General features: G+C 65.3%; 24 protein-coding genes and 1 pseudogene. 12 read left to right on the forward strand and 13 right to left on the reverse strand.

Annotated features, from left to right (window positions below; genetic code table 11):
* Positions 1-286: 286 nt before the first annotated feature.
* Both LAO51_12825 and LAO51_12830 read right to left on the reverse strand, forming a co-directional pair.
* Entirely contained in the window at positions 287-1,366 is a 1,080-nt protein-coding gene (locus LAO51_12825; protein MBZ5639622.1) for a hypothetical protein, read from the reverse strand.
* A 195-nt stretch (positions 1,367-1,561) separates the two neighbouring features.
* Complete coding sequence (locus LAO51_12830; GenBank protein ID MBZ5639623.1) at positions 1,562-2,242, reverse strand: hypothetical protein; 681 nt, start codon at positions 2,240-2,242, stop codon at positions 1,562-1,564.
* A 194-nt stretch (positions 2,243-2,436) separates the two neighbouring features.
* On the opposite strand from LAO51_12830, the pseudogene LAO51_12835 reads away from it, so the two are divergent.
* Positions 2,437-2,922: pseudogene (locus tag LAO51_12835) on the forward strand (isoprenylcysteine carboxylmethyltransferase family protein).
* A gap of 530 nt (positions 2,923-3,452) precedes the next feature.
* Positions 3,453-4,532, forward strand: a complete 1,080-nt coding sequence (locus LAO51_12840; protein MBZ5639624.1) for a P63C domain-containing protein — start codon at positions 3,453-3,455, stop codon at positions 4,530-4,532.
* Positions 4,533-4,625: 93 nt separating this feature from the next.
* Here the strand turns inward: LAO51_12840 and LAO51_12845 are convergent, their stop codons facing one another.
* On the reverse strand, positions 4,626-5,504 hold the full coding sequence (locus LAO51_12845; GenBank protein MBZ5639625.1) for a DUF3800 domain-containing protein: 879 nt from the start codon (positions 5,502-5,504) through the stop codon (positions 4,626-4,628).
* 881 nt (positions 5,505-6,385) lie between these two features.
* Between LAO51_12845 and LAO51_12850 the strand changes: the two genes are divergently transcribed.
* Together LAO51_12850 and LAO51_12855 are read left to right on the forward strand one after the other, a co-directional pair.
* Positions 6,386-6,649 (forward strand): AbrB/MazE/SpoVT family DNA-binding domain-containing protein, encoded by a 264-nt coding sequence (locus LAO51_12850; protein MBZ5639626.1) that lies wholly within the window; start codon positions 6,386-6,388, stop codon positions 6,647-6,649.
* On the forward strand, positions 6,646-7,050 hold the full coding sequence (locus LAO51_12855) for a putative toxin-antitoxin system toxin component, PIN family (protein MBZ5639627.1): 405 nt from the start codon (positions 6,646-6,648) through the stop codon (positions 7,048-7,050). Before LAO51_12850 ends, LAO51_12855 begins: the two co-directional genes overlap by 4 nt.
* A 42-nt stretch (positions 7,051-7,092) precedes the next feature.
* Here LAO51_12855 and LAO51_12860 read toward each other — a convergent pair whose 3' ends face one another.
* From LAO51_12860 to vapB, 5 genes are all read right to left on the reverse strand, one after another.
* Entirely contained in the window at positions 7,093-7,968 is an 876-nt protein-coding gene (locus tag LAO51_12860; protein MBZ5639628.1) for an SEC-C domain-containing protein, read from the reverse strand.
* A gap of 356 nt (positions 7,969-8,324) precedes the next feature.
* Positions 8,325-8,534, reverse strand: coding sequence for a hypothetical protein (locus tag LAO51_12865; GenBank protein ID MBZ5639629.1), 210 nt, complete (start codon positions 8,532-8,534; stop codon positions 8,325-8,327).
* 19 nt (positions 8,535-8,553) lie between these two features.
* The gene (locus tag LAO51_12870; protein ID MBZ5639630.1) at positions 8,554-8,817 is read right to left on the reverse strand and encodes a DUF433 domain-containing protein; all 264 of its coding nucleotides are present in this window, start codon (positions 8,815-8,817) and stop codon (positions 8,554-8,556) included.
* A gap of 600 nt (positions 8,818-9,417) precedes the next feature.
* Positions 9,418-9,828 (reverse strand): type II toxin-antitoxin system VapC family toxin, encoded by a 411-nt coding sequence (locus tag LAO51_12875; GenBank protein ID MBZ5639631.1) that lies wholly within the window; start codon positions 9,826-9,828, stop codon positions 9,418-9,420.
* Entirely contained in the window at positions 9,829-10,065 is a 237-nt protein-coding gene (gene vapB / locus LAO51_12880; protein MBZ5639632.1) for a type II toxin-antitoxin system VapB family antitoxin, read from the reverse strand.
* Between the two features lie 1,012 nt (positions 10,066-11,077).
* Here vapB and LAO51_12885 point away from each other — a divergent pair.
* From LAO51_12885 to LAO51_12895, 3 genes are all read left to right on the forward strand, one after another.
* The gene (locus LAO51_12885) at positions 11,078-11,758 is read left to right on the forward strand and encodes a DUF3455 domain-containing protein (protein MBZ5639633.1); all 681 of its coding nucleotides are present in this window, start codon (positions 11,078-11,080) and stop codon (positions 11,756-11,758) included.
* A 291-nt stretch (positions 11,759-12,049) separates the two neighbouring features.
* Complete coding sequence (locus tag LAO51_12890; protein ID MBZ5639634.1) at positions 12,050-12,808, forward strand: hypothetical protein; 759 nt, start codon at positions 12,050-12,052, stop codon at positions 12,806-12,808.
* 262 nt (positions 12,809-13,070) lie between these two features.
* A complete protein-coding gene (locus tag LAO51_12895) occupies positions 13,071-13,541 on the forward strand; it encodes a hypothetical protein (GenBank protein MBZ5639635.1) in 471 nt (156 codons plus the stop codon).
* A gap of 235 nt (positions 13,542-13,776) precedes the next feature.
* On the opposite strand, the gene LAO51_12900 is transcribed toward LAO51_12895, so the two are convergent.
* The gene (locus LAO51_12900) at positions 13,777-13,866 is read right to left on the reverse strand and encodes an SEC-C domain-containing protein (GenBank protein ID MBZ5639636.1); all 90 of its coding nucleotides are present in this window, start codon (positions 13,864-13,866) and stop codon (positions 13,777-13,779) included.
* A 281-nt stretch (positions 13,867-14,147) separates the two neighbouring features.
* On the opposite strand from LAO51_12900, the gene LAO51_12905 reads away from it, so the two are divergent.
* The 3 genes from LAO51_12905 (at position 14,148) to LAO51_12915 (ending at position 17,769) form a co-directional block, all read left to right on the forward strand.
* Positions 14,148-14,441 (forward strand): type II toxin-antitoxin system Phd/YefM family antitoxin, encoded by a 294-nt coding sequence (locus LAO51_12905; protein ID MBZ5639637.1) that lies wholly within the window; start codon positions 14,148-14,150, stop codon positions 14,439-14,441.
* Positions 14,438-14,740 carry a type II toxin-antitoxin system RelE/ParE family toxin gene (locus LAO51_12910; GenBank protein MBZ5639638.1) on the forward strand — a complete coding sequence of 101 codons (303 nt, stop codon included), beginning with the start codon at positions 14,438-14,440 and terminating at the stop codon, positions 14,738-14,740. The genes LAO51_12905 and LAO51_12910 overlap by 4 nt, the downstream gene beginning before the upstream one ends.
* Positions 14,741-15,057: 317 nt before the next feature.
* On the forward strand, positions 15,058-17,769 hold the full coding sequence (locus LAO51_12915) for a serine/threonine-protein kinase (protein ID MBZ5639639.1): 2,712 nt from the start codon (positions 15,058-15,060) through the stop codon (positions 17,767-17,769).
* Between the two features lie 303 nt (positions 17,770-18,072).
* Here LAO51_12915 and LAO51_12920 read toward each other — a convergent pair whose 3' ends face one another.
* Positions 18,073-20,856, reverse strand: coding sequence for a protein kinase (locus LAO51_12920; protein ID MBZ5639640.1), 2,784 nt, complete (start codon positions 20,854-20,856; stop codon positions 18,073-18,075).
* A gap of 253 nt (positions 20,857-21,109) precedes the next feature.
* Positions 21,110-23,683, reverse strand: a complete 2,574-nt coding sequence (locus LAO51_12925; GenBank protein ID MBZ5639641.1) for a protein kinase — start codon at positions 23,681-23,683, stop codon at positions 21,110-21,112.
* 152 nt (positions 23,684-23,835) lie between these two features.
* Between LAO51_12925 and LAO51_12930 the strand changes: the two genes are divergently transcribed.
* Both LAO51_12930 and LAO51_12935 read left to right on the forward strand, forming a co-directional pair.
* Positions 23,836-24,822, forward strand: coding sequence for an aldo/keto reductase (locus LAO51_12930; protein MBZ5639642.1), 987 nt, complete (start codon positions 23,836-23,838; stop codon positions 24,820-24,822).
* A 10-nt stretch (positions 24,823-24,832) separates the two neighbouring features.
* Complete coding sequence (locus LAO51_12935; GenBank protein ID MBZ5639643.1) at positions 24,833-25,231, forward strand: cupin domain-containing protein; 399 nt, start codon at positions 24,833-24,835, stop codon at positions 25,229-25,231.
* A 169-nt stretch (positions 25,232-25,400) separates the two neighbouring features.
* On the opposite strand, the gene LAO51_12940 is transcribed toward LAO51_12935, so the two are convergent.
* Positions 25,401-26,435 (reverse strand): HAMP domain-containing protein, encoded by a 1,035-nt coding sequence (locus LAO51_12940; GenBank protein ID MBZ5639644.1) that lies wholly within the window; start codon positions 26,433-26,435, stop codon positions 25,401-25,403.
* Positions 26,432-26,654, reverse strand: a 223-nt coding sequence (locus LAO51_12945; GenBank protein ID MBZ5639645.1) for a helix-turn-helix domain-containing protein, incomplete at its 5' end; no start/stop codon positions are given. The genes LAO51_12945 and LAO51_12940, both read right to left, overlap by 4 nt.

Below are 26,654 nucleotides of genomic sequence, written 5' to 3' on the forward strand. Positions count from 1 at the left end.
ACGCTCAGCCCGTTCTCGTCCCAGGTAACCGAGAACCCCTCCTGCGGGTAGTCGATTCGACCCGAACGCTCCGATTTGGCCATTTGCAACCCCCTGTCGACGCCCCGTGCGAGGCAGCATTCCTTCGCGCGCCCGATCTTACCGCCTAGCTGCTTGCGACGGGACGGGTAGGGGACGGAGTGGGCAGTTCGGCGTTGCCAGGACGCAACGCAAATACGACCTCCTCTGGCGGGCTCGGTGCCGGGCGAGCCTCTACGCCAGGAACAGGTCGTGGGTGGCAGCGGACTTAGTCGGGGACATCGCCGTGGGCCGAATCGAGAAAGCCCTCGAAGCCGTCCCAAACAATCGTACAGTGCGGGAATAGACGTCGATAGCGCCGTTCGAGGCTGGTGTCATTGGACGGCGTCCTTTCATCGCGCCAGTTGACAACCGTCACGAAACGACTGTGCTCGGCGAACGTTCTGGCGAACATCGCTCGTATTAGGTAGTCGGCTTCTGGCAAGGAGTAGCCGATGATCACGAGACGACTGGAGGCCTGGAGCTCGCGCTCCGCTCGGAGCCAAGTGGCACGGAGAATACGGTTATCGTACCGCTGCTCGAGGCTTGGTCCGACCAAGACCGGCTCGTATCGTGACGTGCAATCTTCACGAGAACACCTACCGAATTCGGGCCGGTCAACCGCGAATAGAGCACCCTTCGCGCGGAGGGTCACGTCGAGCTCGTCGCAACGCGGGCAATAGAGCCAGTTTAGCGAGCCGTGCAGTTTGAGCAATGGTGTCTTTCCGTAACCGACAAGCTCATGAGCATAGATCGGAACGAAGTAGTGGGCGTCTTCTTCGCGAAATTCGCCATTCGGTCGCCCGCCGATCGAGTCTATAGCGGAGCGTACTGGAACCCCGTAGTTGATATTCCGATTCTGGAAGAGGGCATTGTCCATCACGATGTCGTAGTTCGTCGAAATGATGACGGACCTCCCGTCGTCCACGTGAGCCGCAAAACGATCAGCGATCGGGCCGGACGGTGAGGGTAGCGACTCCGCGATGACCCTTCCGATCGACGCGACAAGTCCCTTCCGCACGGCAACCAGGTCCTCGTGCCGGAACGTACCCGGGGAAGGCGCACGACCGGCGAGGTAAGCATCCACGAGCGTGAAGATGTCATCCAGCCGGGGGCGGCGTTCGGATGGGGTATCTCTAGTCACGGCGCTTTCGTCGAAGATGCTGGCTAAGAGATTCTGGAGCAAAGAATCCGCGTGTTCACCCACCAGGATGGCGTGAAGTAATTCATCGCCAAGAGGGGCTTGAGGAAAATCGGCTTTGGTCGCACCTGCGCCGAGGAAATACGTAGTCCGCGCGACGGCGACCATTCTCGAGGCTCCTCTGCGTGAGGTTACGAACAGGTGCACGTCCACGGGTCGCCAAAGAGCTTACTCCAGTTGGGTTGCGCGCTCCCCTGAGGGTGCCTGCTCAACTAGTTCAGCAGTTCAAGAGGTTCAGTCGCGTACTCATGGCCTCGTCGCGCGGGTGCGCGTATTCGCCCGTCGTCAGCAGGATCTTCGCGTTCACCGCTGACCCTCCCGCTGTGCAGCCGAGGCTTTCCTCCAGTAATGCGACACCTTCAGCAGGCGACCTCGCCAGAACCCGAAGAGCCCAACGCAGGTTGGAATGGCGAATCCCAATGCCAGAACCTGGGTGGACCAAACGAGGATCAAGCGGGTTGCATCCGGGCACGACGTGTTGACTACAACCGAGTACGAAAGGTAGGCGGCCACTGCGGCGTGCAAGGACAGGTAAAGGGGATACGAGACCGCGGCGAGGGAGTACGCCAGGCGCTTGGGCTTGGCGGTGTCAGAGAGGTAGACCGCCATATCGATGACGTTCGGGTGATGATCGTACGCCTCGATCGAGGAATCTCCGTCATCGGGGCCGATCCGCGAGAGGGCGGTCTTAGCAGCGGCCAGAGTGCCCAGCGTTGCGCGGAGAAGAACCACGAGGATCAACGGTCCGAACATTCGCACGACGCCGGAACTGATCGGTAGTTGAAGAAAGGGAATCGTGACCACGTCCGGATCGTGTGCAAACCGGGAACGTCCGAGAGCGATAGGCCACTGACTGGCCAGGGCTTGTGCGTCCAAGGCGAGGAAGAAGACGCTCAGGGCCAGGAGAATCCATAGGTAGCGCGCCTGGGTCCGGCCGAGGGCGGCATACCGTGCATCCCAAGGAGGATGACCGTCCGTTGCCAATTGTTGCTCCCGACAATATTTCGTAGCGCTTCAGTCTACACCCAGCCTACGGAAATTCCTCCGGCGCGCGTCGTCGGCCGGCACTCGGTCGCGGATGTTGCCGGCCGTGACCCGCAGGATCGCCCGCTGCTCGGTGGCAGTGAGGGTAGGCGGGGCGAGGTGGGGCATACGCAGACTCCTTCTCGCGCGGTTCGCGGTATGATCGCTTCCGTATGATGGCGCCGGCGACGAAACGAAGCCTCTGCCTCGTGCCGCCGCTGTTCTTCTTGGCCGCCATCATTGCGATGGTGGTGCTTTACTGGCTCCTGCCCGTCGGCCAATTCCTGTCTGGCTCTTGGCGTCTCGCCGGAGCGCTGCCAGCGATGCTGGGGCTGGTCGTGGCGATCGTCGCGGCTCAGCAGTTCAAGCGGGCCCACACGACGGTCAAGCCGCTCGGGGAATCGTCGGCGCTCGTAGCGACCGGGATGTTTCGGCTCAGCCGCAATCCGATGTACCTCGGATTGGACCTCGTGCTGCTGGGGCTGGGCCTCGGCCTTGGGAGCGTCGTTCCATTCGTCGTGGTGCCGGCATTCCACTGGCTGGTGACGGTGTTGATCATCGTGCCGGAGGAGAAGGCACTTGCCGGACGCTTCGGCGACGCCTACGAGGCGTACCGAAGAAGGGTCCGGCGGTGGCTTTAGGCGCATCGGGCAGCCCCGTCCTCAGGTGCCTACTCGGGCGGCGGATGCGCTCCACAAAGCCAACTGCGCCTGCCACTCCGGCCTCGCCACGATCGCCCTTAGCGTCCAATCGGTGACCGGGCTCGGCCCCGTCATGATTGGTGGCCACGGCAGGATTGCTTCCAGCTCGGCGGCGGTCAGGGTATGAGGGGCGAGGTGGGGCATGGGGGACCTCCACGGACAGGGTCCCTCGGTGGGGGAGGAAGTCAAGGCCAGGATTGGCGGACTTGGCTCTACCCGGGACGGGCGAAGCGTGGGGCGGGGAACGCGAACGGATGGAACGCCAGCGTCCCATGATGCTGTGACAGCCCCCGAGGAGTTGGACCATCCGGGGCGAGACAAGGCCGCTTTGCAGAAGCCCAATGGTCACCTCGGGGACCCCTCGTGTCGCTGTCGATCGGATTCTCCCGCACGCCTGCAGACTTTGTTGCTCGGGCAAGTATTGACTTCATGCTCGGGCAAGAATATCGTAGTCGCAGGGAGGAAACCCTATGACCGATAACACGCACTCGCCCGTGCATGAGCAGGCCAAGGAACTGTCGAAGCTCGGCGCTTCCAAGGGTGGCCGCGCCAGAGCAAACGTTCTGACCCCGCAGGAGCGGAAGGAGATAGCGGGCGCCGCGGTGGCCGCGAGGTGGAAGAAGGCCAAGGGGGAGGCGTACGAGCCACCCAAGACGAGCGCGGCCGAGACTTCTCCAGGATTAACGCCTGCCACGGGCCGGTCGGATCTTCCGCACTCGATGTTCCGCGGAAAACTTACGCTCGGAAATAACGAGGTCGAAGTTCACGTGCTCCATGATCTCCGCCGGGTTTTCACGCAGCGGGAGTTTGTTCGAGTACTTACCGGGGGGACCGATACTAGCAATTTGGGGAGGTATCTCGAGCGCAACCCTTTAGTTGCCAAAGAGTTACCCGGGGGACCAGAAGCGATACCTTTCAGGGTTCCAGGCGTCCCCCAGACAGCCCACGGTTATGAGGCGACAACACTAGTCGAGATCTGTTCGCTCTACTCCGAGGCCCGGGAAGCGGGGCTTCTGAAAGGCGGGCAACTTCGGCTCGCGAGGCAGGCCGAGATCATCTTGAGGGCCTGCGCGAAGGTCGGGATCATCGCCCTAATCGACGAGGCCACCGGCTACGAAAAGGTGCGCTCGCAACGCGCGCTGCAAGTCAAACTCCAGGCGTTCATCGCCGATGAGCTACAGGAATGGGCCCGAATGTTCCCCGAGGAATTCTGGCTGGAACTAGCTCGGATGGAGGGGGTTCACTACTCTCCGCGTTCCAGACCCCTCCGCTGGGGCAAGTACGTGATGGCGTTCGTCTACGATGCCATCGACAGGGATGTCGGGAAAAAACTGCGCGAGATGAACCCCAATCCGCACTATAAGATGAACCACCATCAGCTCTTGCGCGATTTCGGAAAAGAGCAAGTAAACAACCAGCTGCAGCGGGTGATAGCCGTGATGAAGCTCTGCGGCAACATGGAACAATTCAAGCAGAAATTCGCGAGGGTGTTTCGGAAGTCGGGCTACCAACTGTCGTTCGATGACATCGATTGGACTCTTCCGTCATAGGATCCCGGTCGTTGCTCTTGGAGTCGAGCGTTGCTCGCCAAAACGATAGAAACCGAGCGCGAATAGCTAAGTGCGTCTGAACCCACGGTGGAATCAACGTCGCCCGTGAGCGACGCAGAGCCGGCACATGCAGGGTCGCTTCCCGGTGTAGTGCCGAAGTCCCACGTTGACGCCGTTCTGTTGCTCGACCCGCGACTCAACGACGTCCCAAAGGAGCGTCTCGTTATTTTCGATGAACCGTCTAAGAGCGTAGGCGCAGAGATCCGCCATTTGGATCATGCTCGTCAAGGAGCTGTCGACGAACAATGGAGTCTCGACGATGTTCTCGATTTGACGGTAAAACGTGCCGAAACGATGGAACTTGCGGGACAGCCTCGTTAGCCGTGGAGCTGCGGTGGTGTTGTTGTCGTGCACCACGATTCCACGCATTCGCATTCCATCGAGAAACGCTTGGTATCGGGTCAAGACTTGTTCGAAGGCAAGCTCGTACGGAGTGAGGCTACCGGGGACGAAATCGGGCTTGCTGATGGCCTCCGCGAAAATTCTGACGGTTCCCCAAGTCGCCAGTTCCTTTGCAAGCGCCTCCAGGCACCCGAGCCGCTCCTCGCGCGTGAGATGGATGTAAGGACGAATTGTCTGACTCTCGCGTCGGTAGCTCTTGATCTTGTTCCGATCGCCCCGAACGCCGAGGACCCCAGCCCGCCGACGAATCGCCTCTTCCACCGCCGCGCGCCGGGCAGTACGGTCGAGTTTCTCAAAATCGATGATGGATTCCTGTTCGGAATAGCGCCGGCACATCCAACCCGTATGGATCTCGACGCCGCTCAAGTCGTATCTGGCCTTGATCCGATCGAGGATGTCGTCGAGGCGCTTCCACTGGTCCCCTGGAATCACCAGACCGAGGAGGACGAAGTGAGTGGTGCCAGAGCGAAGGTCCTCGACGCCGGATTCGTCGACGTACAGGATGTACACTCACCCTCCGGAAGCCCATGGCGCGGGGAAAAAAAAAGCGTCTAGGGTGGGACCCACAGGTCCCACAGGAGGCGCGACGCGTCTCCATCCCTAGTCGCCTAGAAAGGATGGTGCGAAGCGGACGATTTGTCAACATGAATGAAGCGCACGCCGGTTCTTCGGTATGGGTGTTCCTAAAGTGTTGCTATAGAAAAGCTTACTGCCTAGTGCCGCGTACCGTCCCCCTATCGGCTCTCGATCGATTCCCTCGCAGACGGTCGCGAGAGTTCTGGTTGAGGGCGCGATTTCGCGAAGTCCGACGTCGCTCGGATGCGGTACCGCGGAACTAGATTAGGAGTTGGGCTCCTCGCCCTCGCGAAACCCGCGATTCTCTACGCTATCGAGGCGATAGTGGTCAACCAGGGGCCGGGCCCCAACTCTATGCGCACCCGTTCACGGCGTGACCGCGCTAGCGGCCTGCGGAGGATCGCGAAACCGTGCCCAGCCATCTCCCGGCCGAGCGCGCGCGACAGCTTGTGCTCGTTTTGTGCTCGAACCAGAGCCGACGCGGTACAAAACGAAGCAAGAGCCAGGCTCAAAATCCCGCGTCCCTTTTGGTTCTCTTCGGCTGCCGTCGGCTCGTTCGTGCGTCTTTTCCTGGCTTAAAATCCCCTTCCCGCAGGGGAGTCCGGGTTCGAGTCCCGGCTCCGGCACCGTTTGTCTTCAGCGACTTGCGGTGACTTGGGCCGCGCGGCGACCTACGTCAGATGTCCATCTGGGCGTCCATTCCGACCGCCGAACCGCGATTCCGTCTGGAAGGACACCTGCTGGTGCTTCTTCGTCCATTGCGAAAGGGTCCGCGCTGCGGTAGATTCTTACCGGTAAGACGGAGGGTCGGTGACATGGCAACGGTTGCTACGACGCGAATGTCCTCGAAAGGGCAGGTAGTGATCCCGGAAGATGTCCGCAAGGCGCTCGGCCTGGAGGTCGGAGCGCAGTTCGTCGTGATGGGTGATGGCGATACCGTCGTCCTGAAGCGGATCGCAATTCCAGCGAAGAGTGAATTGCGCGCGATGCTAGGCAGGGTTCGTTTGCAGGCTCGTCGCGCTGGAATCAAGCCTGCGGATGTCCGGGAGGCGGTTCGCCGCGTTCGGCGCGGGCGGTGAGGGTCGTACTCGACACGAACGTCTTGATCTCTGCGATCTTCTTCTCGGGACCGCCCTCTCGGATCCTATCTGCCTGGCTTGAGGACAAGTTCGAACTTGCTGTCTCAGCGGAGATCCTCGCCGAGTACCGAGGGACGGCGACCCGAATTGGCGAGAAGTTCCCGCAGGTCGATGTCGCGGTCGTGCTCGATCGGATCGCACTGCACGCGCTTCTCGTGCTACCCGTGGGACTGCCTGACGATGCCTGTGAGGACCGGGACGACGTCAAGTTCCTCGCGTGCGCGCTCGGGGCCCGGGCCCAGTACGTCGTCACCGGCGATCGAGCACTGCTCCGTACTTCCGGCTACCAGGGGATCGAAGTCGTATCTCCCCGGAGATTCCTCGCGCAGCACTTGACGTGAAAAGGCGCGGGACCAGCGCCGGACCGGGTCGACACCAGCCGCTCAACCTCGTGAGGCCTCGCCCGAACCCTGCTTCGTAGGTCGGTCCGTGTCCAGGTGGCACTGCTTGTACTTTCTTCCACTGCCGCAGTGGCAGGGATCGTTGCGGCGCAAGGTCGCCCGAGGGGAGCCCGGGCTCGGTGGTTGCGGATCGGTACCGACGGCGAACAGCGGGAATGCCTCGTAGGGGAAGGTGAATCGGACGAGCCGGCCTCGATCGTCGGTGAATGACTGACAGATCGGTTCGCCTCCATCGGCCTCGAAAGCCTCGCGGTTCGCGACGAAGAAAGCGGACAGTGATGTGGCGCAGGCGGAGGCGATGCGGACGTCTCGGTCCGTCAGGGGCCGCAGGAGCCCGTCCGGATCCCGGTGCTCGACCTGCGGATACGACATCTCATCCGCCACGGGCCAGCCGTGATCGGCGACCTCGCGACGCATCGACGCCGGCAGCTCTGAACCCGGCACGAGGGCGAAGGACAGCCAGGACGTGCCGAGATCGATGCGACGTGACTTCGGTCGGCGACGCGACGCTGCCTTCAAGAATGCATCGAAGCCGGACAGCGAGGGGAAGATCAGTACCCCGAGATTCTGGCCGAGTGCTCCTATGATCGACACGCAGGCGCCCTCGACGCCGAGCTCGGGAATATCGAGTCGTAGCACCTGCTGATCGCTCGCGACCTGCCACGGGGCAACGTGGCGGAGCAAGCGTGCGGCGGCGAAGAGGTCCGCAACGGTTACCGCCGAGACTCGACCGTTCTCGAAGTAGCTCTCCTCCTCACAATCACCATCCCCACCGGTGTCGAGTCCGGCGCCCCTCGTGAACGTCCCGAACATCGCATCCACGAGCTCGTTCAACTCGGGAGTCGCGCCGACCGTCACGGGAATGAGATCCCCGACGATGGCCTTGACCTCGGCGGCGAGTTCGGAGTCGGAGACGCGAATTCGCGATGGGCGCCTGACTGGGCCGACCAGCGGATGTCGCATGGCCTCGGCGAGGGATCGGCCCAAGGCCCCGCGCTCTTCGGATGGGTCGCACAAGTGGTAGCCGACGACGAGGCCGTCCGGTGCTTCGATCCACGCCACAAGGGTGGGCCGGTACGGCTCCCCCTCGGTGATGTGGAAGGGAGCGGAGAATCGACCTCCAACCCATTCTCGGCGCCCGCTCCCGGGAGGGGGCTGGGAAGGCACTTTCGTCCGGCGTTCTTGAGGGGTGGAGCGAACTTTCGGCATCGACTTCACCACTTCCCCGTGGAAACCGTGAGGTCGGGGATCTCTTCGGGAGAGAGCCACCTCACGCGGCCGTCGCGCAATCTCGGGACGGGGTTCCCCGCAAGCTTGTGGCGGCGCAGCGCCTCGCCCACCCCTCTTGCCAGCGCGTCTTCGACGAGTTTGGAATCCTGGACGCGCTCGTGCGGAGAGTCAACCCTCTCAGGCTTGTTCACCATCCGAGGCCCTCTTCTTCTTTCATGCTGAACTCCCGCCGAGGGCAGGCTCCACACCCTCATGTGCCACGAGCCGTCGGGCGTAGACAAGGCAAGCCTGGATGTCTTCGCGTTCCAACCACGGATATCCGACCAGGATCGTCTCAAGCTCGTCCCCGGCGGCGAGCATCCCGAGAATGTGCTCGACGGCGAGGCGACGTCCTCGAATGATCGGCTTGCCAGCGAAGATCTTGGGGTCGATCGTGATACGCCATAGGAGGTCATCCTCCGACGGTCTGCTGTCCATGGATCTCTCCTCACCCTTTGCCATTGAGAATCGTCCGCAGTTTGCCATAACCGGTCTCGCGGCTTCACCGTCCGCCGGGGCCCGCCAAATCAGGTCTCCATCTGGGTCACCATAACCCTCGGACTGTACGACCCTCCTCGTAATCCTCGTAAACGGGAAAGGGCAACGAATCAACAAAACGTTGATTCGCCGCCCTTTCCTCAACCTCCTAAAATCCCCTTCCCGCAGGGGAGTCCGGGTTCGAGTCCCGCCTCCGGCACCAACAGTCAAAAAGTCCCCTGGATGCGATCCGGGAGAAGCGAGTCGCCATGCAGGTTCTCGGCGGCGGATTGGGCAGGCGAACACGCGGGCGATCGATACGATGTGGAGCAAAGCGAACCGGAGCCGACCCGCGTCGCCGGCCACCGAGGCGGGGAGGACCTTGATCGCGACCGACCGCTTGAGATTGCTGTCGGTCGCGCGATACACCTCACCCATGCCGCCGGCGCCGAGCGGCGCGACGATTTCGTAGGGGCCCAGCCGATCTCCTGGGGACAGCCAAGCGAGGGCTCCTTCGCAAGAGGGGCTGCACCCCATGGGGAGATAGGGATCCGAAGCGCGTCAATCCCGCCGATCGCGCCAATTCTCAACTGGCAGGGACCTGACGCGTCGGAACTCGTGCTCGTTGTCGGTGACCACAGTCAGGCCGAGAGAAAGCGCGTGGGCGGCGATCATCATGTCGTACGGACCGATGGGAGTGCCGCGTTTTTCGAGTCTGGTGCGCAGCTCCCCGTAGGTCCGGGCTCCGTCCAGGTCGAAGTCTACACACCGGACCTCGCGTGCGAGTGTATCGAGCAAGTCATGGTTGAATTTCTTGCGCCGGCTCTTCTCGGCCCCATAGCGTAGCTCAGCCATCACGACCGAACTGAGGCAGAGGTCATCGGGCGCGGATTTCTGAATGCGTGCGACAACGGTCGGGAAACGTCCGGTGAGGTAGTCGACCCAGGCATTGGTATCGAGCAAGTACTTCATCTATCCGAAGTCCGGGCCGGCCTCAGCGGCGGGGGGCTCATCAGGGTAGGGGAAGTCCTTCGCGGCACCGGCCAGTTCCAGGAACTCCTTCTGCCACCGTCGGCGGGCACCCTCGAGGATGATCCTGTTCCCCTGTCGGTAGATCGTGACCTCATCCTGATCCTCGAAACGGTAGTCTCGGGGCAACCGCACTGCTTGGCTGCCTCCGCTCTTGAAGAGCTTCGCTCGGTCCGCCATTGCCGGTTCCCTCCGCCCGGAGAATATATACGGAATGTATCTACACTTCCAGTCGCGCGATGCCGAAGTGCTGAACGTGCGGCACGAACCGGGTCTGGACGCCGAGAACAGGTGTCCACCCGGGTCACCATAACCCTCGGACTGTACGACCCTCCTCGTACTCCACGTAAACGGGAATGGGCGACGAATTGAGAAAGCCTCTATTCGCCGCCCTTTCCTCACTGCCTTGAAATCCTCGGCCCGCCGGGGCATGTGGGTTCGAATCCCACCTCCGGCACCAACAGCGCGTAAACGACCCTCTATTCCGCGTCGGCCCGCACGATGCGGTGCATGGGGCGCGACCGGGGAAGACAGACTCTGCGTGTCTCCTGAACGGGGGTCAGACCCCCAGCCAGTCGCGCCGATAGGCGGCGTGGCGGACCGACGGGTGCGACCCTGAGGTCGTGGATCATCCAGCCCGCGTACCACCCGCTCTCGTTGTTGATCACGAACAGCGGGTCGATGTCGGTGAAGACGTCGATGAACGCGCGGACGTCGCTCGGGTCGGTCGGCAGATCGGGCTTCGGCTCTAGGGCGGTACGGACCGAGCCGATCGTGGGGCCGCGAGCGTCCTCGGCCTCGAACGGATCACGCTCGAGGCGCGGATGAAGAGGTTCGGCATCGTGCGGCCCATCTGATCCCGGAGCATTGGCATTCCGCCAACCGGCTGGCAGCGCCGGCGCCCCGCGATCGAAACTCCCCCGCCGCTCCCGCCGACCAACCTCCCTCCGCTGAGACGATTACAGCCGAGGCATCGCGTGGGAGTCGTTCCGGCACGGTCATTGCGATATCGGACGAGTGCGCTTCGCATTCTGCGCGTGGAACGTGAAGGCACCGGGCGGTCCTGATTCTCCAGGGGCAGTTCGCCGCGCAGGGGGCCGACTTGCTGGAGGGCGAGCGCATGGAATTCGGCTTCACGGACGTTCGAATGTCAGCCTAAAGACCCGCGCACAATGCGCGAGAGGAGAAGGGTATGAAGAACTGCAATGCACCGGAGAATCGGACCGCACGCCGCATCCTGCCCATCGTGTGCTCCACTGCTCTCGTCGTGGCTTTCGCGGCCTTGCTGCCGCAGCCCGCCCACGCCGGCCAAATCACACAGCCACGCGTGCCCGCCGGCATTGAGGTACCGCCAGGGAGCGCCGAGGATGCCCGAGCCAAGGCGTTCCTGGAGGGTCACGGCGCCGGCACCCAGAACTACATCTGCCTGCCCTCAGGCTCTGGCTTCGCCTGGACACTCTTCACGCCGGAGGCCACCCTGTTCAGCGACAACGATAGGCAGATCATCACCCACTTCTTCAGTCCCAACCCGAGTGAGAACGGCACGATTCGCGCCACATGGCAGCACTCCCGAGACACGAGCGTCGTTTGGGCCGCCGCGACGCCTGACACCACGTCTACCGATCCCGCCTTTGTCGCGACGGGTGCGGTTCCTTGGCTCCGGCTCAACGTGGTTGGAGCCCAAGACGGACCCACCGGAGGCGACACGCTGACGGCGAGCAAGTTCGTCCAGCGGTTGAACACCTCGGGAGGGGTCGCGCCTTTGACCGGGTGCTCTCTCTCGACGGACGTCGGCAAGAAGGCGTTCGTGCCTTACACGGCGGACTACTTCTTCTACAGCACGCCCGGTGCCGACTCAAACGAGGGCAATTAGGCCCTGGGCAATAGAACTTCGCGAGCACCGGACGGCGCGACCGTCCGGTGCTCGTTCTCGGTCGCTCGTCTTCGCTTCGACGTGAAGGCCAGCGCGTCCGCTCCGGCGCCTACGGCCCTTAACCACGACCGGCTCGCCGCGGTCAAGGCGAAGTACGACTTGACCGCCCGGTTCCGGATGGACCAGCACGTGGCACACGCCACGACGAGCTGAGGGAGCGCCCACCGCCGCCTCGACCGAGCATGTACCGCGTTTCACGGTCCCTTGCGGCCAGTACGGAAGGTTCCCACGATGCGTACCGTTTCCCGAGTCGCCTTCGTCACCGTCCCGCTCGCGATAGCCGTCCTTTCCGTAGCTCCGAGCCCGGCCTCGGCCGCCTGGCTCGAGTCCGGTAGTCCCGTCTGCTCCGCCACCGCCGCCCAGGTGCACGAATCGATCGCGACGGACGGCTCGGGCGGAGCGATCGTCTCATGGCTGGAGAACAACGACGTGTTTGCCCAGCACGTTCTGGCCACGGGGTCGTTGGATCCGGTGTATCCCGCCACCGGCCTCGCCTTGTGCATCCTCCCCAGCCAGCAAGGGGGCCCGGAGATCGTCGCCACCGGAGGGGCCGGCGCGATCGTGACGTGGGCTGACGATCGCAGCGGCGTCGACTCCGACATCTTCGCGCTCCAGGTGACTGCCGCCGCCACGGCGGCAGCGTGCCTGAGCGCGCCCGTTCCTCTTCCCGCCGAGGTGGACGACAGCGTCCGGGTGTCGCGAAGCGGCTCGGACGCCGTGGTCACGTGGAGCATCGCGGCCGGGGCCGCCTCCTCCGGCGTCCTGCGCGGGCTCGTGCGCGGGCTTTCCGTGGGCCCGGGGGGCGGCGACGAGCTGTGCCTAGCGAACGAACTCCCGGCCGGCACGCTGACGGACCCGGAGCTCCCCACGCCCGGCGGCGCGTTCTGGTACCTGGTGCGCGGCGAGAACCTCTGCGGACCCGGGCCGTACGGCTTCGAGGGGGTGCGTGGCGCGCCGGGTGCGCCGCGCGAGAGCGCGACCTGCCCGTAGTGCGTGACTGGGAACAATCCATGTTGGACGCGAGATCGTGGGACGTTCGATGGGGGGCTGATCCTCCGCCGGTCGGTGTCCGCCGACGAACGCCTGCTCTCTCGAGGCGACGCCGCGTCGGGATCTTCCGACCTCAGGACCTCGAACGCCCGCCCCCACCACGATCTCGCGTCTACCATTCGTCCCTACAACCCCACGGTGCGCCTCAGCTCCGCGAAGCTCGGATCGTCGCGGAAGCCGTCGAACCGCGCCTCCAGCACCCGTGGGACGCTCGCCGAACGGCGCCGGGCCCGACAGCGTCGCGTTCGTGATAGCACTCGATCCGCCGGTGATGGTGGTGATCGGGTTGCCGTTGACGTCGTCGACGACGAACGAGGAGAGCGGCGGCACGACGATCGATCCGCCGGTGTTGAGCGTGAGCGGCTGCACAAGCGAGATCAGGTTCCGGTTCTTGTGGCTCGACGAGTCCGTGTACGAAATTTCCGCCCACGGCGACGCCTGCGACGTCGACGATTCCGGCCTGAAGACCGTTCTCGATGCGAATCTCAGAATTGAATACCGCAACAGCTCAAGGGGCTTCACCGTCATCGTGGGGAGCGCGCCTCAGGGAATCGTGATCTCGAGTGACAAGGCGATTGTCGTCGCCACTCGAAACACGGGCGTGCTGGTCTTCGAGGAAATTGGCGGTGCTTATACGGTGCGGCAGATTCTAGTCCCGAACTTCGGCGATTGACCCAAGGCACCCCGCGAGATACTCCTCACGATTCCGCTCGACTCAGGTGTCCACCTGGGTGTCCATAACGCTCGTAAAATACGGTCGCTCCCCGCAATCCTCATAATGAGAAAAGGCAACGGATCAACAAGACGTTGATCCGTCGCCCCGATTCTCAGCGCCTGAAATCTCCTTCCCGGAGGGGAGTCCGGGTTCGAGCCCCGGCTCCGGCACCATTTCTTCTCGACGGCTTCCTCTATTTCCGAGATCGATCCTCCTTCAGATGGCACCTCTTGTACTTTTCACCGCTCCCGCAATTGCAAAGAGCGTTGCTGGTCGCTTGCAACCTTCCAGGGGGCAACACTGCGGAGCATGCGTGCGGCGGCGAACAGGTCGGCCACGGATGCCGGCGAGATTCCGATGACGCGGGGACTTCCTCGACGTGGCCCGGCGAGGCGTTTCGTCTCGGGGAGGGTCCACCCATGTTTGGGTCTGCGACGGGGCGCCTCGCTGCGCGTCCGTCGCGAGTCGGTCCGGTAGGGCCCTCGCGTGCGACTCGAGCTGCCGAGTTTGATAACGGTCCGTATTCGGTCTATATTCTGTCCGTACTCGATTTGGAGGTGAGCCGTGAAAGAGGTCCAAGTGTCCGACGGGATCGTGCCTCTCGGCGAGTTCAAAGCCCAGGCCGCGAAACTGCTCAAGCGCCTAGGGGAGTCCGGGGAGCCGATGGTGATCACGCAGAATGGCCGACCGGCCGGCGTGCTCCTTTCCCCGAGGGAATTCGACCTGATCCAGGAGAGGCAGCGATTTCTGGAATCGGTTGCGGCCGGACTCGCGGACGCCGAGGCCGGGAGAGTCATCGACACGGCGGAGCTCCGCAAGCGACTTCGCGCGTGGCGGGCCGAACACGGCCGACGTTGAGAGTCCTTTGGACCGAGCAGGCGTGGGCACGCTTGGCGGAGATCGAGGCGTTCGTCGGCAGAGACGATCCCGAAGCGGCGTCTCGGCTCGTCGACAGGCTCATCGATCGCGGCGAGGCGCTCGCCCGCAATCCGGATCGCGGACGGAAGCTGCCTGAGATTCCCGGCAGTGGCCTTCGCGAGCTCCTCGTGGGCGACTACCGGATCGTCTACCGCCGCGGTTCGAAGGAGATCGAAGTGCTGACGGTGTTCGAAGGGCACCGCCTCCTCCGTCGCGAGGAACTTCCGGAAGACCGCTGAGGGTCCAGCGGGTCGCCGCGCCATGAGTCCTCTCCGCTTCCGATCGGCTTCCGGTCACGTGTTGGAATCCGGGTGTCCATCAGGGTCACCCTAACCCTCGGACTGTACGACCCTCCTCGTACTCCTCGTAAGCGGGAAAGGGCGACGAATTGGGAACACCTTGATTCGTCGCCGTTTTCCGAACGCCTTAGGATCCCCTGGCAATCGGGCCGTGCAGGTTCGAGCCCTGCCTCCGGCACCTCGGGCCATGGCGGAGGTATTTCGGGAATGGGATGGACTTCGCCGTAGAATGGTCCGGCTCGTCCGGCGGAGGAGAGATGTCGCCGAGCCCGGGACTGGCGCTACTGCACTATCGCCTCGTCGAGAAGATCGGCGAAGGCGGGATGGGGGAAGTCTGGCGTGCCGTCGACACGGCGCTCGGACGGGACGTCGCCATCAAGCTGCTCCCTCCCGTCTTCTCCGCCGATCCAGCGCGGATGGCGCGCTTCGAGCGCGAGGCCAAGGTGCTGGCCTCTCTGAATCATCCCGGCATCGCCGCCATCTACGGTCTTCACGAGGCCGAGGGCGTGCGCTTCCTGGCCATGGAGATGGTCGAGGGGGAGGATCTCTCGCAGCGCCTCTCGCGGGGCGCGATACCGGTCGACGAGGCTCTGCCCCTCGCGCGACGGATCGCGGAGGCGCTCGAGTACGCCCACGACCAGGGGATCGTCCATCGCGACCTGAAGCCGGCCAACGTGAAGGTCTCTCCGGACGGCGGCGTCAAGGTGCTCGACTTCGGGCTGGCCAAGGCGATCGCCGGGGAGGCGGCGTCGCGCGATGCCTCGTCGACGCCGACCGTCTTTCCGACGGTGACCTCCGCCGGAACGGCGGCAGGCATCATCCTGGGGACCGCCGCCTACATGAGCCCCGAGCAGGCCCGCGGCAAGCCCGTGGACAAGAGGACCGACATCTGGGCGTTCGGCTGCGTCCTCTACGAGTGCCTGACCGGGAGGCAGCTCTTCGAGGGAGAAACCGTTTCGGATCTCATCGCCAGGATCCTGCAGACCGAGCCGGACTGGAGCCGCTTGCCTGCCGGGATCCCGACGGGAGTCCGGGCGCTCCTCGCGCGCTGCCTGCAGAAGGGCGCGAAGGAACGGCTGCGGGACATCGGCGAAGCGCGGATCGCGCTGACGCTTCCCGGCGAAGCGACGCCGGAAGCGGCTCCGGCCGCCCGTCCAAGAGGGGTTCCGTGGTGGGCGGCGGTGGCCGGGGCGCTGGCGTTGGCGACGATCGCCGTGGTCGCGACGCTGAGGCTCGGCCACTCCACCGCGTCTCCGCCGCTGCGCAGGCTCGACTTGTCCGCGAACGACGTGGCCGTCGACTGGAGCCATGGTCCGGTGCTCTCTCCCGACGGCGGGCGGATCGCCTACCTCTCGAAGAACCGGATCTGGATCCGCGATCTGACGGAGCTTTCGCCCCGCGCGGTCGCCGACGTCTCGTCGTCCACGCCGATCGGATGGTCTCCGGATTCCCGCGCGCTCGTGTTCGCCGATGCCAGGAAGCTCTTTAGGGTCCCGGTCGAGGGGGGCAGGCCGACCGCGATCTGCGAAATCCCCGGGACGGGGAACATCATCGGCGCCGCCTGGTCGCGTTCCAACGTGATCGCCTTCGCCGTCTGGCGCGGAGGGCTCTGCACCGTGGCCGCCGGCGGGGGCGTCGCCCAGGTCGCGGTCGACATCGACCCCGCCACGACGATCGATTTCCACGCTCCGTCGTGGCTTTCGAACGGAGATCTCCTCTACGTCACGCACTGGAACTCGGACCGGGGCGGCTCGGCCGGGCGGCGGGTCGACGTCACCGTCTTCGACGGCAAGCGACAAGTCCCGGTGGAAGGCGACCTCGGCAACGACGAGGCCTCGGCGATCGTGGCGCCGACCGGCGAGTTCCTGTTCCTCCGCCGGGGGGCGAACCCCGGACTCTGGGCCGTGCCGTTCGACATGACGCGGCATCGCGTCGATGGGACACCCGTGTTGGTGGCGCCCGATGCCGTATCGGCGAGCGTTTCGGAGGACGGCTCCCTCCTCTACGTCGAGGGATCGACGGGCGACGAGCGTCGCGAGCTGGTCTGGGTGGACCGCTCCGGCAAGGTCATCGAGGCCGTGGGTCCCGGCCACGCCGGGCTCGCCGGTGCCACGCTGTCCCCGGACGGCCGCCGCGCGGCGTTCAGCGCCAAGGACGGCGGAAACACCGATGTCTGGGTTCGCGACCTGGCCCGGGGGGCCGAGACCCGGCTCACGTTCGGCGACGATTTCGAGGGGCGGCCCGAGTGGCTCGGGTCGTCGTCGCGTCTCGCCTACACCCGCGTGAAGAACCTCGAGGGTCGGGTCATCGCGGTGAACGCGGACGGGTCGGGCGGGCAGCGGGAGTTCGCGCCCGCGGTCGGCATGGGGGCCGCGGCCAGGAGCTTCGGTGTCGCGCCCGACGGGAAGTGGGCGGTTCGGATCGTGGACGAGCGCGGGATAGGGCGCCTTAGGGTCGGACCCGTGCTCCCCGACGGAAGCCTGGGCAGGTTGAGACCTTACCTCAGGTTGGAGCCCGAGCCCGACATCCAGGACGCGAGCATCTCGCCGGACGGCAGGCTGCTCGCGTACGTGACGAATGACCCCGGGCAAGCCGTCGACGTGTTCCTCACCCGGTTCCCCGACGGCGTCGGGCAGTGGCAGGTCGGCACCGAAGGAGGGCGCACGCCGCGATGGGCGCGCGACAGCGGCGAGTTGTTCTTCATCGCGGGGAGCGGTCCCTCGCGCCGCACGATGGACTCCGTGAGGGTCGATTCCGCGCAGGACCCGCCGATCGGAGAGGTCACCCGCCTCTTCGATCTGGGTGGCGATCTCGAGCTCGACCTGTCGGATTCGGACCGGTTCGACGTCACCGCGGACGGTCGGCGCTTCCTGTTCGTCCGCCCCGCGGGGCGCGCCGGCGGCGCGACCCGGCGCATGGTGCTGGTGCAGAACTGGCGCGCGCAGCTCGAGAAGCGCGGCGGGCGCTAATCCTCGGACCTGTCAACCGGCCGCCGGTCCGCGACGGCTCTCGAAAAGAGGCTCGACCGCCGAGGGCCCGTTCGCCGTGGCGTCTGGACATGACGACGTGGCCTCACGTTGTCCACCTGGGTGTCCATCACGCTCGTGGAATACGGTCGGATCCCATGACCCTCGTAGTGAGAAGAGGCGACGAATCGACAAGGAGCCGACTCGCCGCCTTTTCCTCAACCTCCGAAGATCCCCTTCTCGCAGGGGAATGCACGTTCGAGCCCTGCCTCCGGCACCCTTCACGATCCATCGACGGAGGACGGCCTAACGTAGCCGGGCGTACTCGGCCTTGGCTTGTTGGAGGATCGGGATCTCTGCATCGGCGTCCTTCCACAGCTCGAGGAAATCTCGGTAGGCCGCCTTGGCCCGAGGCGCATCTCCCGCCAAAGCGAGGGCCCGACCGAGCTGCACGCGGGCGATCACGCCGATGGGATCGAAGACGACGCGCCCGCGGTGGTCGAGGATCTTCTTGAATTCCGCGGCAGCCTCGGCGCCGCGATGGGCCGCGAGATCGGCCGCGCCCCGCACGTAGGCCGGATAGAGCGTTCCGAAGAACGCGGTGAAGCTGCTTGCCGGCACCGCCATCTCGTACGGCCCGGTGGCCTGGAGCCGCTCGATCGCCTCGGCGGGCTTCCCGTGGCTCAACGCGGACAAGCCGAGAAGCGTGGGGAGGTAATTGAACCGGACCGTCGAATCGTCCGGGAACCGCCGCTCGATGTCGCTCGCGAGCGCCTCGGACCGGGACGCGTCCCCCGACACGGCCAACGCGAAGGCGGCGCCGTACTCCACGTCCCTGGCCTTGGAGATCGAGAGCGCCGCGTCGACGATCCGGTCGGCTTCGACCGAATTGCCGAACAGGGCCTCCATCACCGCCGCGCCAGCTTCGTACGTTGCCGCACGTTCGGGAGCCGTTTCCCGGGCCAGGGCGACCGCATGCCGTGACATGGCTCTGGCGAATCGTAGGTGCCCGGTCTCGGCGAGCGCGAAAGCCTGGGCGTGGTAGATCCAGTCCTTCGCCCCTTCGACACTCTGGCTCCGCGCCATCTCCCGGTCCAGTCCGGCGGCGTCTCCGTTGAGGAACGCGAGGCAATACCGCGCGAGCAGGAGCTCCGAGATCTCCAGCCCGCGTCCGGCCGCCCGCCGGAGCGTTTCCGCTGCGTCGTTCAGTCGGTCGGCGTACAGGGAGCCCCAGGCGAGATTGGCGTACCCGAAGACGAAGTCCGGATCGATCCCGATCGCCTTCGTCGCGGCCTCGATCGACTTATCGAACTGGCCGGAACCCTGGTAGACATACCCCGACACCAGTCCGTCGGGGTTGGGGTCCCGAGGGTAGGTTTGCGCCCACAGCTCCGCGGATTGTTGCGCCCTCTCGAGGTTCCCGGTCACCTGCAGCTCGTACGTGAACGTGATGAAGAACCGCTCGCGATCGCTCGCGCGGTCCCGCAGCTCGTAAGCCTTGCGGGCGTGGTCCGCGGACAGGACGGACTCGCCGGTGTCGCCGTACTGGCGGCTCAGGAACGCGTGCGCCATCGCGAATCGTGGATCGATCTCGAGGGCGCGCTCGAGGAAGGGCACACCGGCGGCCGACCCGCGCGCGTACGTGGTCCTCACGCCCGCGCTGTAGGCCTTCAAGGCCTCGAGCGACGGTGTCGTGGCGTCCTCGAGCGGTGTCGAGTGCTGCGTGACGGTGGTCAGCGATTCACCGACCCGGGTCCGGAACGTGCGGGCGATCCGGCTCAGCGCGTCGAGCACGTCTTCCTTGCGCGCGGCCTGCGCCTGCTCCTCGTCGAGCGTGCTTCCATCGCGGCAGCTCTTCGCCCGTAACCCGATCACGTACTCGCTGCCGAGCGAGTCGATCGAACCGGTCAGCACGGCGGCGCTCGCCGTCCGCTCGCAGATCTCCTTGGCGACGTCGGGCGTCAGCCGCGCATCGGGCGGCCGGCTCATCAGCCGCAGCAGCTGCTGGATCCGGTCCTCGGAGACGAGGCTGAGAAACGGGGACTGTCGGAGCTCCACCGCCAGGCCCTGGCGAAGCGTCTCGTCGAACACCGGGTCGCCGGTGGTGTTCGTGAAATCGGCGAGGACGATCGTGTCCTTGCTCGTCAGCCGGGGCGTGCGCCGGGGAAGGAGTCGCACGGCGGCGAGGACGGCCAACACCGCCGCCGCCAGGGCGATCGTCGTCCCGAGCCGGGCGAAGCGCGTCCGAGCGCGGCGAGGGGCCGCGGCCGCCCGCGGAGTCGACCGCGAATCGCGGTCGAGCCGCTCGAGGTCGGCGCGGAGGTCCGCCGCGTGCTGGTAACGCAGGGTGCGGTCCTTCTCCAGGCACTTGTGGATGATGCGCTCCAGCTCGGCCGGCAGGCCGGGGTTCAACCGCACCGGCGGCGTGGGCACGTGGTTGAGAATGGCGTCCCACACCGTCGCCAGGGCATCCCCGCGAAACGGCAGCTGGCCGGTCGCCATCTCGTAGAGCACGACGCCGAGCGAGAAGAGATCCGTCCGTGGGTCGAGCGGCAACGCGCGCACCTGCTCCGGTGACATGTGCGACACGGTGCCCATCACCCTTCCGAAGGCGGTGAGCGGGCCATCGATCTCGGCCGTCGGCGCGGCGGCAGGGTCGGACCCCGAGGGGACACCGCGGAGCGGATCGACCTTCGCCAAGCCGAAATCGAGGATCTTCGCGTGGCCGCGCGCGGTGACGAAGATGTTCGCCGGCTGGATGTCGCGATGGATGATCCCCTTGGCGTGGGCGGCGTCGAGCGCGTCGGCCAGCTCGGCAGCCAGCGAGATGAGGGTCTCATTGTCGAGCGGTCGCCCCGCCATGCGGCGCGTCAGCGTGGTTCCGTCCAGGAACTCCATGACCAGGAAGGAGAGCTCATCGTGCCGGCCGATCTCGTAAAGCGTGCAGATGTTGGGGTGGTTGAGCGACGAGATGGCCCGTGCCTCCCTCCTGAAGCGTTCCAGCGCCCGTGCGTCGCGAGCCAGATCCTCCGGCAGGACCTTCAGCACCACGAGGCGGCCGAGCTCCAGATCCTCGGCCTTGTAGACCACACCCATTCCTCCTTGCCCGAGTTTCTCGAGAACCCGGTAGTGAGAAAGGGTTCGGCCCACCCATTCGGCGCCGGAGTCGGTCACGGTCCGTCCGAACGTGCAATCCGCATCAGCGTCTCCATCACGGCTATCCAACCTCTCGGCGAGTTACAAGAGATAGGCGAATCAGGACTCCGCGGGAGGAGAAAAGTATGGTCCCTGCCAGAAGCCTCGCGCGCCGCGAGTTCCGCTCGGCCGCCTGAGGAGAGTCGGGTCAATTCAGCCCCACACGACGGAGGAGATCGAGGAATCGCGGGTCCGACCGGAGAGAGTCGAAGAGGGGGTCCACCTTGAGGCCAGTCAGCCAGGGATCCCGCTCTTCGTTGCCTTTCTCGAGCCATGCGATTGCCTGGTCCTTGTCCCCCAGGCCGCAGAAGACGACGGCCACCACCGTGGGGGGCACGTAGTGCTCCCTCGATCCCACCACCAGTTTCTCGACGATCTCGAGCGCCTCGCCCCGGCGGTTGGCGACGGCGTAGCCGTATCCGAGGACCCCGAGTTGCGAGGCACCGCCCCCTGACAACTCGACCGCCCTTTGAAGCTCCGTGATGGCCTCGTCGTACTTTCTCTGATGAAGGAGGGCGAGCCCCAGTCCAAAGTGCGCCCGGAGGAAGTTGGAATCCATGTCGAGCACGCGGCGGAACCATGGGAAGGCCTCGTCGTCGCGCCGCGCGAGGCCGAGGGCGATTCCCATCATTGTGTTGCCGTTGAGCGAGAGGGGATCGAGCTCGTGGGATCGTTTCAGCTGGCCGATGGCTTCTTCGAACCGACCCATTCTCGACAGGAACATCGCATAGTTCTCATGAGCGATCGCGTAATTCGGGTTCAGCCGCAGCGCTTGTTGGAACTGGCTCTCGGCAGTCATCCAGTCACGGTCGAAGACAAAGCTGCTCCAGCCCAAGACGGCATGGGGCTCGCCGAGTGTCGAGTCGAGCTCCACGGCCCGCATCGCGGCCGCCTTCGCTCTGGGGAAGGCTTCCTTCGGCGAGAGCGCGCCTTGGACTGATCCCGCTGCCGTTTCGTAGGCCTCCGCGATGCCCGCGTAGGCCAGCGCATAGTCCGGTTGCTTCTCGACGGCCTGCTGAAAGTACTCGAGGCTCTTGGTTGCGTCGGTCGCCGTGCGTCGGAACAGGTGATACTGGCCCCTCAGGTACGCCTCGTAGGCTTCCGGATTGACGGTCTTCTTTTCAACCAGTCGTAACCGCTCCTGCGCCGTCAGCCGGACCCCGATCTCGCTGGCGATCGCCCGAGCGACCTCGCCTTGAAGCGCCAGGACGTCTTTCAATTCGCGCTGGAACGAATCCGCCCACAAGTGTCGATCCCTGCCGGCATCGATGAGCTGGGCCGTTATCTTCACCTGTGAACCGCTGCGCATCACCGAGCCCTCGACGATGGCATCGACTCCTAACTCCTTCGCGATCTCGGGCAGCGACTTGGACGAACTCTTGTAGCGAATCACGGAAGTCCGAGACGTCACACGCAACGCCGAGACATTCGCCAGCGCCGTGATCAACTCCTCCGTCATGCCATCCGCGAAGTACTCCTGGAGCGGATCGCCCGAGAGGTTGGTCAGCGGCAACACCGCGAGCGACTCAATTCGCGAGGTCCTGCCGCCCCAGGACAGGCGCCGCCGGAGTCCGCCGACGTCGCCAACGAGGAGGACCGTCAAGAGCGTGAAGGCGCCGACCAGGGCGAGCAACCACGCAGGGATCCGGGGGGGGCGCGGTCGGGGGAAGGTTCCGGAAGTCTCGGGCGGAATCGAAACGTCTCCGGCTGCGTGCAAGGCGAATGCGAGTTCGCTCGCCGACTCGAACCGGCCCTCGCGGTTCTTTGCGAGGCAGTGCCGGACCACCCGCTCGAGCGCCGAGGGAAACTCAGCCCCGTCCCGCGAGAGTCGGGGCGGGTCTTCCTTGAGGATATCGCTCACCGTGTCGGCCGAGGTCGCGCCCTCAAAGGCCCTTCGCCCGGTCAACATCTCGTAGAAGATGGCGCCGAACGCAAAGATGTCCGAGCGGGCGTCGAGCGGCAAGCCGCGAACTTGCTCGGGCGACATGTAGCTTGCGGTCCCCATCACCGTCCCCGGCTCGGTGTGGCGGGAAACCGTCGTCGCCTTTGTCTCGTCACCCGGGGGAACGACATCAACTCGTTTCGCCAGGCCGAAGTCGAGAATCTTGAGGTGGCCGCCGTTGGTTACGAAGAGGTTCTCGGGTTTCAGATCTCTGTGAATTACGCCTTTCTGGTGGGCGGCGGAGAGACCTCTGGCAGCCTGTAGGGAGTAGTCCACGGCCTGCGCAAGGGGGATCGGCCCTTCATCGAGCTTCTCGCGAAGCGTCTCGCCCTCCAGGAGTTCCATGACGGCGTACGAAATCCCATCTTGCGTTCCGAAATCGAAGATCGAGAGAATGTTGGGATGAGAGAGTGCCGCCAGCGCCTTCGCTTCCCGCTCGAAGCGAGTCTTTCGCGCGTCGTCTTCGAAGACCGCTTCCGGCAGGACCTTCAGCGCCACGGTCCGGTCGAGGCGCGAATCCCGGGCCCGATAGACCTCACCCATGCCGCCCGAGCCGAGCAGCGCAACGATCTCGTAGGGACCCAGCCGTTTTCCCGCCGGCAGCGCCAAGCGCGGTTTCCTTGTCTGATGAAGCGCGACCCCTATTATAGGTTGGAACAAGCGACTCATCGCCGCACGTACTTCGGAAGCCTGACGACTCTGGCGCATTTCATCCTCTGCACCGGAATCCGTCAGGTGTTCCACTTGGGTGACCCCACCCTCGAAGAAAACGGTCGCCACCCGCAAACCTAGTAACCTACAGCGAGGAACGCGGGCAGGACGCCGATCTCGTCTCGGACCATTTGTGACCTGTGCCCACAAACCCTTGTCGATTCCATCGACTACTCGGATCGAGCATGAGGGGCTACCATGGGATTGGAGGACGAGAATCCATGGAAAAGCGAAAACTCGGAACGAGCGACCTCGAAGTGTCCGCGATGGGGCTCGGCTGCATGGGGATGAGCTTCGGCTACGGCCCGGCGGCGGACAAGCAGGAGATGATCTCGCTGATTCGCGCGGCCGTCGAGCGCAGCGTGACGTTCTTCGACACCGCCGAAGCCTACGGCCCGTTCACCAATGAAGAGCTCGTGGGCGAAGCGCTCGCCCCGTTCCGCGATCGAGTGGTGATCGCGACCAAGTTCGGGTTCAAGTCCGAATCCGGCGGGCAGCGGGGCCTGGACAGCCGGCCGGCGCACGTCAAGGAGGTCGCCGAGGCCTCGCTCGGGCGGCTCGGGATCGATGCGATCGACCTGTTCTATCAACACCGCGTCGACCCGGATGTTCCCATCGAGGACGTCGCGGGAGCGGTGAAGGACCTGATTCAAGAGGGCAAGGTCAAGCACTTCGGGCTTTCCGAGGCCGGCGTGCAGACGATCCGTCGCGCGCACGCGGTCCAGCCCGTGACCGCGGTCCAGAGCGAGTACTCGCTGTGGTGGAGACAACCCGAAGCGGAAGTGTTGCCGACGCTCGAAGAGCTGGGAATCGGCTTCGTTCCGTTCAGCCCGCTGGGCAAGGGCTTTCTCACGGGAAAGATCGACGAGAGCACGACGTTCGACGGCTCCGACTTCCGCAACATCGTCCCGCGCTTCACGGCCGAGAATCGGAAGGCGAACCTGGCCCTGGTCGGCCTGCTGGGCGGGATCGCGAAGCGGAAGGGGGCGACACCCGCCCAGATCGCGCTCGCATGGCTGCTGGCCCAGAAGCCGTGGATCGTCCCGATCCCGGGCACCACCAAGCGGCACCGGCTCGAGGAGAACATCGGAGCCACGGCCATCGAGCTCACGTCCGACGATCTCAGGGAGATCGACGACGCGGCCTCACGGGTCACGGTGCACGGAGCTCGGTATCCTGAGCACTTGGAGCGAATGACCGGTCGCTGAAGGAGTCACCATGGACATCGAGCGAAGCGGTTCACGACCCTCCGGCGAAGGGCCGGCCGAGTACTTCACCGGCGCAGTACGCGTCGATCCCCTGTTCCAGGCGCCGGATCCCGCACGCGTCGTCGGCGCGAGCGTCACGTTCGAGCCCGGCGCTCGAACCGCATGGCACACTCACCCGCTCGGCCAGACGCTGATCGTGACGGCCGGCTGCGGGCTCGCGCAGCGGTGGGGAGGGCCGATCGAAGAGATTCGGCCGGGTGACGTGATCTGGTTCCCGCCGGGAGAAAAGCACTGGCACGGCGCCACGGCCACCACCGCCATGACGCACTTCGCCATCCAGGAACGGCTCGATGGGAGGACCGTGGACTGGCTGGAGAAGGTCAGCGACGAGCAATACCGAGCCCGATGAAGGAGGATCAGGGCCGGCCCATTGCGAATCGGCATTCTCGGATCGGGATCGTGGTGAGGTGCTGTTCGGCGTCTTCGACGCGAGGCGCGGGGCCCACCGGCCGAGCTCGGTCTACTGCGGCGACGACCGAGGCGCGAAGGACGTGGCGGCGACGCTGATCCGCGGCGAGTCAGGTCGACCCTATCCGGATCCGGAACGTCGCCCCTTCTCCCGGCGCGCTCTCTGCGGCGATCGTTCCCCCGTGCGCCTCCACGATCTCGCGGGCCAGGCCCAGGCCGACGCCGCCGGTGTTCCGGGCCCGGCTACGGTCCGCGCGGAAGAAGGGGGTGAACAGGCGGGCCTGGTCCTCGGGCGCGATCCCGATGCCCCGGTCGCGGACCTCGATCGTGAGGGTGGCGCCCTCGGCCCGGGCCGCCAGGACGACCGGCCGGTCGGCGTCGGAGTACGCGCAGGCGTTGTCGAGGAGGTTGTCGACGGCGCGCCGCAGCAGGGCGGGGTCGGCCAGGATCCCGGGGAGCGCGCCCACGATCTCGACCGAGAGGGTCCGGTCGGGGTGGAGGCTCCTGAAGCGGGCCGCGGCCTGCTCCACGATGTCGCCCCCGAGAACCGGCACCCGCCGCAGGGCGGCCATCTCGTGTCCGGCGCGCCCCCGGGAAAGGTCGAGCCGTGCCGCGGTCAGCACGTCCCCCACGAGGCGCTCCAGCTCCTCGAGGTCGGCGGCGATCTCCGTCAGGCACGCCCGCGCCTTCGCCTCGTCCCCTTCGCTGGCGATCTCCAGCGCCACCCGGACCCGGGCCAGGGGAGTCCGAAGCTCGTGGGACACGTTGGCCAGGAACTCCTTCTCCGATCGGACCAGCCGCTCGATCCGCTCCGCCATGTCGTCGAAGGCCCGGGCCAACCTCTCGACCTCGTCGCCGCGATCCAACCCGACGCGGGCCGTGAGGTCGCCGCTTCCGAACCTCACGACGGTGCGGGTCAGCCTCTCGAGCGGCGAGGTGATCTGCCGCACGAGGGGGATCGAGCCGAGGGCCAGGAACACGAGGACGAACCCGAACACCAGGCCGAAATGGAGGAGGTGCGGGATCGGGGTCCCGCCCCGAACGCCGTGGCTGATGATGGCGCCGGCCGCCGTGACGAAGACGGTGACCGCGACCAGGAGGAAGATCCCGGGGAGGTAGACCTTCCAGAAGAGGCCGCGCCTCACGCCCCATCCTCCGCCACCAGCACGTAGCCTGCCCCCCGAACCGTCTTGAGGAGGCGAGGGTGCCGAGGGCTGTCCCCCAGCTTGTGCCGCAGGCGCGAGACGTGGCCGTCGATCGAGCGGTCGAACGCCTCCTCGGCCGAGCCGCGGGCCAGCTCCATGAGCCGCTCGCGGGAGATCACCCGTCCGGCGTGAGAAGCCAGCGCCCGCAGCAGATCGAAC

The sequence above is a fragment of the Terriglobia bacterium genome (genome assembly GCA_020073205.1).
Lineage (GTDB): Bacteria > Acidobacteriota > Polarisedimenticolia > Polarisedimenticolales > JAIQFR01 > JAIQFR01.